This is a genomic window from Shewanella sp. 10N.286.48.B5 (genome assembly GCF_002874355.2).
GTDB lineage: Bacteria > Pseudomonadota > Gammaproteobacteria > Enterobacterales > Shewanellaceae > Shewanella.
In genome coordinates, this window is the sequence record NZ_MCVG02000001.1 from 893,090 (window position 1) to 904,650 (window position 11,561).

Below are 11,561 nucleotides of genomic sequence, written 5' to 3' on the forward strand. Positions count from 1 at the left end.
AAGTAATATTATCAATTGGTTATATTGCTTTAGCTAATGAATAGATTCATTAATAAACCTCAATATCATCAATTTTGAGGAGGTTGCAGCGTATGTAAACCTGATATACATAATAGGATTGAATCATGGAGATAAATTCTAACTGGGTCACAAATGTTGTGGCTTTGTAGCGATTTAAGTTAATTTTAATTTGGTTTCATTAAAACTTAACCAAGTGCCAATGTTGACCAATGTCTAAGTTTTACTATCTCTTTATGAGTATTCTATCGTCCAACAAAGCAAGTTGTGAAAATGATAATTAGAGGTATGAACCAATGAAACTTAAATATTTAGCTTCGGCAGTGGCAGTGATGATGCTTACTTCTGGCAGCGTAATGGCAAAAAATGACTTAGCGTCTTTCCATACTGAAATGGGTGACTGTCAAAGCTGTCACGTTGCAGAAAAAATGAAAGACATCAAGAAAAGCATGACTGATAGCCAAACTCATGAGAACGCCCAGTGTCAGGACTGTCATGGTGGTTATGCTGATTTAGTTAACGATGAACTTGCGTTTGACCCTCATGCATCTCATTTAGGAGATATCAACTGTACTTCTTGTCATACCGCCCATGCTAAACCTGAGTTGACTTGTAATAACTGTCATAACTTTGAAATGGAAATGCCATTTGCTGATTCAAAAGCGAAGAAGAAGTGGGATGGTGATTGGAATCAAGACAAAATCCAACAAGCGATTGATAAAGGCCCTGTAGAAACGGTTGATGTGATTGTTGTTGGTGGCGGTAGTGCCGGTTTCAATGCAGCGATTTCAGCTAAATTGGCAGGTGCCAACGTTGTTTTATTTGAAAAAGCCCCTTATACCGGTGGTAACTCAATGCTTGCTGCAGGCGGTATTAATGCTGTCGGCACACCACAACAAAAAGCCAAAGGCATTGAAGACACTGTTGATTGGTATGCTGAAGATGCCATGAAAGGCGGTCGTTATCAAAATGACCCTAAACTTGTGCAAACTATGGCTGAAGAGTCTGCTGGCGCTGTAGCATGGCTTGAGTCTTTAGGTGCTGATATGTCAGAGCTTAAACGTTCAGGCGGCGCAAGAGCAGAGCGTACTCACGCACCTTCTGGTGGCGCGTCAATTGGTCCACACTTAATTGATACCTTGCGTAAAGCCGCAGTAGAACGTGATATTCCAGTTCGCGTTAACTCAAGAGTTGAAAAAATCGTCTTAAATGATGATCAATCAGTTGCTGGCGTGGTGGTTCACGGCCGTCATTCAGGCTACAACATGGTCGCTGCTGATTCTATTGTATTAGCGACAGGTGGTTATGGTATGAATAAGCAAATGGTTGCTTACTACCGCCCAACAATGAAAGACATGTCTAGTTCAAATAACGTTACAGCCACTGGTGATGGTGTGCTACTTGCTAAAGAAATTGGCGCTTCAATGACTGATATTGATTGGGTTCAAGCGCATCCTACAGTAGGTAAAGATAGCCGTATTTTGATTTCTGAAACCGTTCGCGGTGTTGGTGCAATTATGGTCAATACTGATGGCAACCGTTTCATTAATGAACTAACGACTCGTGACCGTGCATCAGATGCAATCTTAAAGCAAAAAGATCAATATGCTTGGTTAGTGTTCGATGAGCAATTGGTTGAGAAAAAGAAAATGGTACGTGGTTACGAACATTTAGGTATGTTAAGTAAAGCCAACACCATTGAAGAACTGGCAAAAATCACCGGAATGGCTGATTTACCGAAAACTGCAGCGGATTACAACAAGTATAAAGCAGCAGGTAAAGATGATGCATTCGGCCGCGCCAATATGCCATTAAGCTTAAGCACGCCGCCATACTACGCTGTAAAAGTAGCACCTGGTATTCACCATACTATGGGCGGGATCGCAATTGATACCGATACGAATATCTTGAACCTACAAAGCTGGAAAATGCCTGGTTTGTTTGCGGCTGGTGAGGTCACTGGTGGTGTTCATGGTTATAACCGTCTAGGCGGTAACGCAATCGCTGATACGGTAGTATTTGGTCGTAAAGCTGGTGAAAACGCCGCTAAGCATGCGCTAAAAACTAAATAACTCTTAGTTAAATTTCATCATTCCCTTATAAAGGCCAAGTCTCATCAACTTGGCCTTTTTTTATTAATAACGCCGCATTAATAAAATAAAGAGTCACTGTGCAGTTAACCAGATATAAAAAAGCCAAGTTATAATAACTTGGCTTTTCTTATTACCTTAGGGGATTAAAGGCTGATAACATCAAAAGTCACGTTTGGATTAACGTCAGCTTCATAGTCGATGCCAGCAATACCAAAACCAAACAGTTTTAAAAACTCTTCTTTGTATTCATTGTAATCAGTCAGTTCAGCAAGGTTTTCAGTGGTGACATCCGGCCATAAGTCACGGCAATGTTTTTGAATTTCTTCGCGTAACTCCCAATCATCTAAACGAAGACGATTTTCATCATCTGTTGGTGCCGCTTGACCATCAGCGCGATATAAACGCTCGCTGAACATACGGTAAATTTGGTCCATACAGCCTTCATGAACGCCTTCTTCACGCATTTTCTTAAATACCATCGCGATGTATAAAGGCATTACCGGGATAGCAGAGCTTGCTTGAGTGACAACACTCTTAAGCACAGCCACATTGGCAGAGCCGCCTGTTTTGGCTAACTTTTCATTAAGGCTATGAGCCGCACGGTCTAAATCCATTTTGGCTTTACCTAATGCGCCATGCCAGTAGATAGGCCAAGTGATCTCGGTGCCAATATAGCTGTAGGCCACGGTTTTACAATTATCCGCTAATACACCCGCATCACTTAAGGCGCTCATCCATAATTCCCAATCTTGACCGCCCATCACTGTCACGGTATCAGCAATTTCTTGCTCTGTTGCTGGCTCTACCGAGGTTTCGATGATGGTGTTTTTGTTGGTGTCTACCGCAGTTGCGGTATAAGTTTCACCGATAGGCTTAAGGCTTGAGCGGATCACTTCACCGGTATCAGGCAATTTACGCACTGGAGAAGCTAAAGAGTAAACCACCATATCAATTTGACCTAAGTCTTGTTTGATAAGCTCAATGACTTTTTGTTTAGCTTCATGGCTAAATGCATCACAGTTAATGCTTTTTGAATATAAACCTTCAGCTTTAGCGAATTTATCAAAGTAGGCAGAGTTGTACCAACCGGCCGTACCTGGTTTGGTTTCTGTGCTTGGTTTTTCAAAGAAAACACCAATGGTGGCCGCATCACTACCGAACGCTGATGCAATACGAGAAGATAAGCCGTAGCCACTTGAAGAGCCAACCACTAAGACTTTTTTAGGGCCATTGGCAATTTTGCCTTTTGCTTTGGTTAATTCGATTTGTTCTTTGACGTTAGCTTCACAACCGATAGGATGAGTGGTTGTACAAATAAAGCCACGTGTTTTAGGTTTAATAATCATAATTTGGTTTCTTCCTTTAACAATCGCACTAGGATAAATAGTTAGGCGACGAATTGGCACTAGTTTTTATGTTTTTTGGCTAAATTACTCAGTGGTTGGAGCAGTTTAGCGTTTGGCTGTGAGTTGTGTTTGCTGCGATATTAAGCGGCGAGAGTATTCTTGTTGTGGGTGATTGAATAATTCTTCTGTGCTCGCTAGTTCAACTACGCTGCCATTTTTGAGCACCAGTACCTTGTCACTAAAATGACGTACAATGTTCAAATTGTGGGTCACAAAAATATACGATAGCCCCATTTCTTTTTGTAATTTTATCAGCAGATTAAGTATTTGAGAACGCACTGATAAATCTAATGAGGCAAGTGCTTCATCAGCGATAATGATTTTAGGGTTTAACATTAAAGCTCTAGCAACGGCTACACGTTGTTTTTGACCTTCAGAGACCATATGAGGATAGAAATTGGCATGTTCAGGTAGTAAGCCCACTTTTCTGAGTCTATCTGCCACCCGCACTTTTCGTTCCGCTGAATTCAATGTGGTGTTAAATCGTAATGGTTCTTCTAGTAGGCTACCAATGGTTAACCTCGGGTTTAATGAGGTGTTAGGGTCTTGAAAAATCATTCTAATTAAGCGGCTGCGCTGTTTGAGATTTCGCGCCTCCAATGCTTCCCCTTCAAACAATATTTCTCCACCGCTGCGAGGCTCTGCGCCAACCAGTATTCGCGCTAAGGTACTTTTACCTGAGCTTACTTCACCGACAATAGCCAAGGTTTGTCCACGCTCAAGTTTAAATGATAGTGGTGACAGGGCTTGATTATATTGCGCTTTGAACCTTTTATAACCCGTAAAATAGCGTTTGCTTAGCTGGTTTACTTTAAGTAATGGAGTTGTCATCTTCTATCTCACTGTTATACGGGAAATGGCAGGCAAAATAGCGATCTTTTTCGTGGGCCAAACTGGGTTGGATAACACATGCTCTTTGGGCGTCAGGGCAGCGAGGACCCAGCCTGCACCCTGCAGGCAAATGCTGCAATGACGGCGAGGAACCTTGCAATGTTGGTAAATAGGCTTTGTGGCGTATTTGGCCTGCAAAGTCTGGCAGATTTTTGAATAATGCTTTGGTATAGGGGTGATAGGGTTGTTTGATTAATTCGTTAACGGGCCCCGACTCCATGATTTGTCCGCTGTATAAAATACTGATGCGATCGCACCATTTTGCTAAAGTTTCTAGTTCATGGCTGACTAGAAGTATAGAGACATTTTGAAGTTGGTTTAATTGAGCTAACAAACGAAATATTTGCGCTTGAGTACTTAATTCCATCGCATTCGTTGGTTCGTCGGCGATTAATAACTTAGGGTGGTTAGCTACTGCCATAGCAATCATTACCTTTTGGCAGGCACCTTCAGAAAGTTCCCAAGGGTAGCGCTTCATAATGGCTTTGGGCTTTTTAATTCCAACTTTATGAAGCCATTTTTGCGCGGTTAAATGAGTGTCTTTTGCTCTGCGCCAAAAAGGCACGGCTTTGTTTGGCGTGAGCGATTCAATTAACTGACTGCCGATAGTTTTTACCGGGTCTAAACTGCCAGAAGGGTCTTGGAAAATCATGGTCATATCACTGCCCATTAAGCTGCGACGTTGCTTTTTAGTCATTTCCAATAAATTTTTGCCATCCCACATCATGCGATCGGCAATGATGCGCCAGTTTGGGCCTAAAACGCCTAGTACCGCTTTGGCTAATAAGCTACGCCCAGAACCTGATTCACCAACTAAGCCATGAATTTCACCCGGATTAATGGTTAAACTGACTTTCTCAAGTACCTTCACTGTGCCTTGTGGGGTATCGAGTTCGATAGTGAGATTTCTGACATCAAGTAACGGCATGGGCTAGTTTCTTATCGGCGCGAGCGCCGAGCGTAATCCGTCACCCACCAAATTAATGGATAACACGGTAAATAGGATCGCCAAACCTGGAATGGTAATCGACCAAGGCGCAATTAATTGGCTGTTTAACCCTTGAAAAATCATCGCTCCCCACTCTGAGCTAGGGGCTTGTGCTCCAAGATTGAGAAAGCCTAAGGCGGCAATGTCTAATATCGCCACCGATATGGCAATGGTCGTTTGAATAATAACCACTTCCCAGACGTTTGGCATGATGACATACCAAAAGATTTGTATTTGACTGGCGCCATCAAGTTTAGCGGCAATAACGTATTCTTTTTGTAGCTCTTCATGTACTGCTTGGTGAATTGCCCGCACAAATTGCGGCGTTAAGGCTAAGCCTACTGCCCAAAATACATTTATTAACCCCGGACCGGTCACTGCGACAACCAAAATGGCGAGCAATAATGACGGAATTGATAATAAGGCATCGAGCAAATGACCTAAAATACTTGATTTTAACCCACGCATCATTCCTGAAAGGGAGCCAATAATAAAGCCGACGATTAAGGCGCAAAGCACCACAATTAATGACATGCCGAACGTTAATCTAACCCCATGCAATAAGCGGCTGAATAAGTCTCGGCCTAAATCATCGGTACCTAAAAAATGCGAAACATGTCCAAGGGCGTCCCATGATGGCGGTAATAATATGGCATCAGGATTTTGCATTTCTGGTGGGTAAGGAGCGAGTAGCGGCCCCAATACAACCAGTAGTAATAAAAATATTACCGCCCAAAGGCCTGCGACAGCAAATGGGTTACTAGCAAATGCTTTCCACAATTGCATCATAGGTGAAGCTATGTGTTCATCCTGATATATTTTAATTGCTGGCATACAGTTCTTTCCTATTAATAGGGTTAATAGTGGTATGCACTAAATCAATCATAATGCTTAAAAAGATAATCAGCAAAGAGACTGAAAGGATCCCTGCTTGAATCACGGTGTAATCTCGCTGATATATTCCTGCAATAAGCCATGATCCCACCCCTGGCCATGCAAAAATTACCTCGACAATAATGCCGTAACTGGCAAACGAGCCAAGCATTAAGCCAAAGGCTTTAAGAACTGGGATAAGCGCGTTAGGTAAGGCGTGTTTCATTAAAATACTATAGGTATTAAGGCCACGGGCTTCAGCAGCGCGAATATAGGTTTGGGTCATAACCGTCATCATTGCTTGACGTGTGATACGTATAACGACAGTAAAAGGTAATACCGCTAAGGTTACCGCAGGTAAAATGATGTGTAATAAGGCATCTTTAAATGCTGAGATCCGATAGGCTTCATGTGATAGCAAAGTATCGATCAGCATAAAACCTGTGACGGGTTCAATTTCATATAATAAATTGATTTGTCCAGAGATCGGCAACCACTCTAGCTTTACCCCAAACCATAATGACAAGGTTAATCCGAGCCAGAATACAGGTATAGAGTAACCGGTTAAGGTTAGGGCTAAAATACTGCACTGGACTGACTTGCTTTCACTTAATGAGGACAATACGCCAAGTGGCACTCCAAAAAATATTGCTATCGTCCCAGCAAATAATGACAATTCAAAAGAGGCGGGTAACACGTTACTGAGCTCTGTGGCGACACTTTGTTGTGAGTTAACCGAAATCCCTAAATTGCCTGATAATCGCTCGGTTAAATAAGCGATAAATTGACTAAGCTGGTTACTATCAAGCTTAAAGTCTGCAACGGTTTGTGCTTGTTGCTCACTGCTAGGGAACTGTATCCCAGTTAAGGCGTAGCTTTTTTCAACTGGAAACATACCTGTGGCAAAAAACAGTACCGCAATCATAACCAATGAAGTGGCAAAAAATAAATTAATTCGTCTTAGAAAATAACGCCACATTAAGGTTTTTTCTCCGCAGTTTTTAGTTCGATATTAGAGAAAGCCATTCCACCATAGGGGTTAACATCTTTAGTTGATACTGAAATGTTTTTTAGGATCAATTTTTGTCCATGGGCAATATTAACCAAGGGAACTTGCTGATGAATGAGCTGTTCAGCTTGCTGATATAGCGCCTTTCTTGTGGTTTTTATTGGCGTAGCTTTAGCTTGTGCAAGTATTGCGTCCAATTCAGCTGAACACCATTTAGAACGGTTATTATTTGATTCTAGGGCTGAGCAACTGAGTAGTGGGGTAAAGAAATTATCAGGATCGGTATTGTCAGCATTCCAACCAATTAATACTGAATCATAATCTTGGCTAATTAATTTTTGCGTAAACACGCTCCAGTCATAACTGACAATATTCACTTTAACCCCAATGTTGGCTAAGTCGGCCTGAATCAGCTCTGCGGTCTTGAGGGCGTTTGGATTATAAATTCGCACCACTGGCATCGCCCAAATATCAAAGGTTAAGTTATTAACCCCTGATTCTTCTAACAGCCTTTTAGCTTTCTCAGGATCAAAATCATTAGGGTCGGATGAGTCTGAATAAGCCCATGATCCTGGCGGCAGCATTCCGGTCGCTTCTACAGCGGTGTCATGGTAAACCACATTAAGGATATTTTTCTTATCAATGGCATGGGCAAGGGCAAGTCGAACTCGCACATCGTCTAGAGGAGGCTTTTGAGTGTTAAATGCCCAAAAACCGACGTTTAACCCCGGTTTAGTGTTAACTTTTAAGTGTTTATGCTGTTTAATTACTGCAAGTTCATTTGCCTTTGGCAGGGCAGACACATGGCAATCTTTAGTGATGATTTTAGCCAGTCTAGACTCACTTTTAGGTGTGATATCAAAAACTAACAGGTCAATTTTAGCCGCTTTACCCCAATATGCGGTATTGCGTTTATAGCGAATAAAATCATTTTTGACATAATCTGCGAGGTAAAAAGGCCCTGTGCCGATGGCGAAGTAATCGATATTTTCAGGGGTACCTGCCTGCCATTGTTGCTCGCCATATTCGGCAGAAAGAATAACGGCAAAATCAGTGGCCAAATTAGCTAAAAATGATGCATCAGGTTGGGTTAAGTGGAATACCACTTCATAATCGTTTACTTTTTCGACTCGACTCACTAAGTTGGAAAAATCAATACTTTGGAAAAATGGATAGCCAGTTCTGCTCACTGAGTGAAAAGGATGCGCGGGATTAATGATGCGATTAAATGAGAATAGGACATCATCGGCATTAAAATTTCTTGAAGGTTTGAACAAATTATTGTGCTGGAACTGTACGCCTTTACGCAACACAAAGTGATAACGTAAGCCATCATCGGATATGCGCCACTGGGTTGCCAGCGCAGCCATAAAATCAGATGAGTCATTGTTATAGTCAATTAGGCGGTTGTATAACTGATTAGAACTGGCATCAATAGTGGTACCAGAAGTGACCAATTGCGGATTAAAGGTTTCAGGATTGCCCTCAGAGCAATACACAATACCTGATGGGACATTGAGTTCACCACAACCTGTTACTAAAAAACTTAGCAAGCAGAGTAATGCAGCAGGTTTAAAGCGTTTTAATGTCTCACGCATTTTTTCATCATATTATTTAGGTACTGAATAAGTATTTTAGCAGTGTTAATAACTTAGGAGCAAATATCCTATTAAGACTTTTCAAGTAAATTATACTTTTTCAAAATGCCCCGCAGTTGGTGGTAGCTTAAACCTAATATTTCAGCGGTTTTCTTTTGATTATATTGGCTTTGGGCTAAGGCACTTTTTAGCAGGTTAATCTCATAGTTTTCAGTATGCTCTTTAAAGTCTAATGGGAAGCGAATATCTCTGTCTGTTGCACTGGTGCTAACTGATGATGCTTCATTTTCAGTGGAGTCATCGGTTACTGGAACCGCGACTGAAGTATCGGGAGCTTGATGCTCTGTTTGCTGCCTTTCACGAGTTTTGATTCTTGATGTTGGTCGATAAGGAGAGGCAAAAGGATCGACAATAATGTGGTCAATTTCTTCACCTTCAGATCCTCGACGATAGACGCTGCGTTCGACCACGTTTTTAAGTTCGCGGATATTACCTGGCCAGCGATATGACATGAGTTGCTCTATAGCTACTGGACTAAAACCGCCAAAATAATCTAAATTCAGTTGCCTTGCCATGCTCACGGCAAAATGCTCTGCTAAAGGCATAATGTCTTCTGTGCGGCTACGAAGGGGCGGTAGGGTGATAACATCAAAGGCTAACCTATCCAGTAAATCAGCCCTAAATTCACCATTTTCAGCTAATGAAGGTAAGTCCTCATTGGCAGCACAAATTAACCTTACATTGGTATTAACTGTTTTACTGCCACCCACTCGTTCGAATTCACCGTATTCGATGACACGTAACAGTTTCTCTTGAATTAATCCTGAGGTATTGGCCAGCTCATCTAAAAATAAGGTGCCTTCATCGGCGCGTTCGAAGCGACCTTCATGTTTGCCTTTCGCGCCCGTAAACGCACCAGACTCGTGGCCAAACAGTTCGCTTTCAAGTAATGATTCACTTAATGAAGAGCAGTTTAATTTAATAAACTCTTTATCCCAACGGCCTGATAAATAGTGTAACCGCTCGGCGATTAATTCTTTACCTGTGCCGCGTTCACCAATAATTAATACCGGCTTAGAAAGTGGGGCAACTTTAGAAACATGTTCTAATACCTCTAACAAAGCATTAGATTGTCCGATAAGATTGTCTTGCTCAAATTGTTTAGTCACTGTAATTTTTAGTCTATTACGCTAACAAGTGGTGAAAATCATAATAGTGGGCTGCGGCATTAAAAGAAAGAAAAAGTTAATATTTTGGTTATGATGTTGAATTGTCTGGTTTTTTAAAAGTTGGCACAACTCGTGAATAGTAAACTTCGACATTAACAATATTTTTGAGGGACACATTATGGGAATCTTCTCACGCTTTGCAGATATCATTAATTCGAACATCAGTGCTTTACTTGATAAAGCTGAAGATCCAGAAAAAATGGTACGCCTGATCATTCAGGAAATGGAAGACACGTTAGTTGAAGTACGCTCTACTTCTGCAAAAGTATTAGCAGAAAAGAAAGAATTACTAAGACGCATTAGCCGAGTTCAAGAGCAAGTGATTGATTGGCAAGCTAAAGCTGAATTAGCTTTATCGAAAGATAGAGAAGACTTAGCAAAAGCTGCGCTAATTGAAAAACAAAAAACGGTTTCATTATTAGAAACCCTTGAGATGGAACTTCAAGTAGTAGAAGAGCACATTGCTCGTCTTAAACATGAAGTTGAACAGTTACAAGAAAAACTGAATGATGCCAGAGCACGCCAAAAAACCATTATTATGCGCAAGCAAACTGCCACTTCACGTTTAGAAGTTAAAAAGCAGCTTGATTCAAGTAAAATTGATGATGCGATGGTGAAGTTTGAGCAATATGAGCGTCGCGTTGAAGGTTTAGAGTCACAAGTTGAAGCTTATGATATTGGTAAAAAGGGTAGCCTTGCTGATGAGTTTGCGGCACTTGAAGCTGAAGATTCAGTCAATGACGAACTTGAAGCATTAAAAGCGAAAGTGAAAGCTAAATCGCAACCTAAATCAAAAACTAAATCAGACAAGTAAACTTTTTCAGAGGTGAGTTATGGATATGGATCTTCTTATTGCCCCAATCATTATATTTTTAGTTATTGTGGCACCTATTTGGTTGATTCTTCATTATCGCAGTAAGCGACAAGTGAGTCAGGGGCTCACTGAAGAAGAGTTTACACAATTGAATGAATTAATTGCCCAAGCTGAGAAAATGGGCCGACGTATTGAAACATTGGAAGCTATTTTAGATACGGAAGCGCCAGAGTGGAGGGGGAAAGATGAGCACAGCTAACGGTCGCACATTATACCGCATCCCATCATCAGGCAAAATTTCTGGGGTATGTGCAGGGATTGCAGACTTTTTTAATCTTGAAACCTGGTTAGTCAGAGTGGTCGTAGTCTCAATATTTTTATTGGGTGGTTCTGGGCCTGTGTTTATTATCTATGTCGCCTTATGGATGATATTAGATATTAAGCCTGAAGATACAACACATGCCAAAGGCCACAAAGATATTGAAGTGAAGAAAAAGGTTTGGCAGGCAGGAGAGCCGGCAAAACGTGCCTTACATGATGTAAATAGTCAGTTTTATGCACTTGAAATTAGACTGCAACGACTTGAGCGCCATGTCACTTCCGATAATTTTGATTTGAAAAGAGAAATTAATAATCTTTAAC

At 41.3% G+C, this 11,561-nt stretch carries 11 protein-coding genes; 4 read left to right on the forward strand and 7 right to left on the reverse strand.

Features of this window, described 5'->3' with window-relative positions; all coding sequences use genetic code 11:
- The first annotated feature begins 314 nt into the window (after positions 1-314).
- On the forward strand, positions 315-2,090 hold the full coding sequence (locus tag BCU57_RS03880) for a flavocytochrome c (RefSeq protein ID WP_102440524.1): 1,776 nt from the start codon (positions 315-317) through the stop codon (positions 2,088-2,090).
- 164 nt (positions 2,091-2,254) lie between these two features.
- On the opposite strand, the gene fabV is transcribed toward BCU57_RS03880, so the two are convergent.
- From fabV to pspF, 7 genes are all read right to left on the reverse strand, one after another.
- Positions 2,255-3,457: an enoyl-ACP reductase FabV gene (gene fabV, locus BCU57_RS03885; RefSeq protein ID WP_102440525.1), complete on the reverse strand. Its 1,203-nt coding sequence runs from the start codon at positions 3,455-3,457 to the stop codon at positions 2,255-2,257.
- 105 nt (positions 3,458-3,562) lie between these two features.
- Complete coding sequence (locus tag BCU57_RS03890; RefSeq protein ID WP_102440526.1) at positions 3,563-4,348, reverse strand: ATP-binding cassette domain-containing protein; 786 nt, start codon at positions 4,346-4,348, stop codon at positions 3,563-3,565.
- Positions 4,329-5,336 carry an oligopeptide/dipeptide ABC transporter ATP-binding protein gene (locus BCU57_RS03895; protein ID WP_102440527.1) on the reverse strand — a complete coding sequence of 336 codons (1,008 nt, stop codon included), beginning with the start codon at positions 5,334-5,336 and terminating at the stop codon, positions 4,329-4,331. The genes BCU57_RS03890 and BCU57_RS03895 overlap by 20 nt, the downstream gene beginning before the upstream one ends.
- Positions 5,337-5,339: 3 nt before the next feature.
- Positions 5,340-6,230, reverse strand: a complete 891-nt coding sequence (locus tag BCU57_RS03900) for an ABC transporter permease subunit (RefSeq protein ID WP_102440528.1) — start codon at positions 6,228-6,230, stop codon at positions 5,340-5,342.
- Positions 6,217-7,248: an ABC transporter permease subunit gene (locus BCU57_RS03905; protein ID WP_102440529.1), complete on the reverse strand. Its 1,032-nt coding sequence runs from the start codon at positions 7,246-7,248 to the stop codon at positions 6,217-6,219. The genes BCU57_RS03900 and BCU57_RS03905 overlap by 14 nt, the downstream gene beginning before the upstream one ends.
- The gene (locus tag BCU57_RS03910; RefSeq protein ID WP_102440530.1) at positions 7,248-8,876 is read right to left on the reverse strand and encodes an ABC transporter substrate-binding protein; all 1,629 of its coding nucleotides are present in this window, start codon (positions 8,874-8,876) and stop codon (positions 7,248-7,250) included. Before BCU57_RS03910 ends, BCU57_RS03905 begins: the two co-directional genes overlap by 1 nt.
- Positions 8,877-8,947: 71 nt before the next feature.
- Positions 8,948-10,045, reverse strand: coding sequence for a phage shock protein operon transcriptional activator (gene pspF / locus BCU57_RS03915; RefSeq protein ID WP_102440531.1), 1,098 nt, complete (start codon positions 10,043-10,045; stop codon positions 8,948-8,950).
- Between the two features lie 178 nt (positions 10,046-10,223).
- On the opposite strand from pspF, the gene pspA reads away from it, so the two are divergent.
- The 3 genes from pspA to pspC are packed head-to-tail and all read left to right on the forward strand — an operon-like array spanning position 10,224 to position 11,560.
- Positions 10,224-10,919, forward strand: a complete 696-nt coding sequence (gene pspA, locus BCU57_RS03920; protein WP_076536951.1) for a phage shock protein PspA — start codon at positions 10,224-10,226, stop codon at positions 10,917-10,919.
- A 19-nt stretch (positions 10,920-10,938) separates the two neighbouring features.
- The gene (gene pspB / locus BCU57_RS03925) at positions 10,939-11,178 is read left to right on the forward strand and encodes an envelope stress response membrane protein PspB (RefSeq protein WP_102440532.1); all 240 of its coding nucleotides are present in this window, start codon (positions 10,939-10,941) and stop codon (positions 11,176-11,178) included.
- Positions 11,165-11,560 carry an envelope stress response membrane protein PspC gene (gene pspC / locus BCU57_RS03930; protein WP_076536947.1) on the forward strand — a complete coding sequence of 132 codons (396 nt, stop codon included), beginning with the start codon at positions 11,165-11,167 and terminating at the stop codon, positions 11,558-11,560. Before pspB ends, pspC begins: the two co-directional genes overlap by 14 nt.
- Position 11,561 lies beyond the last annotated feature (1 nt).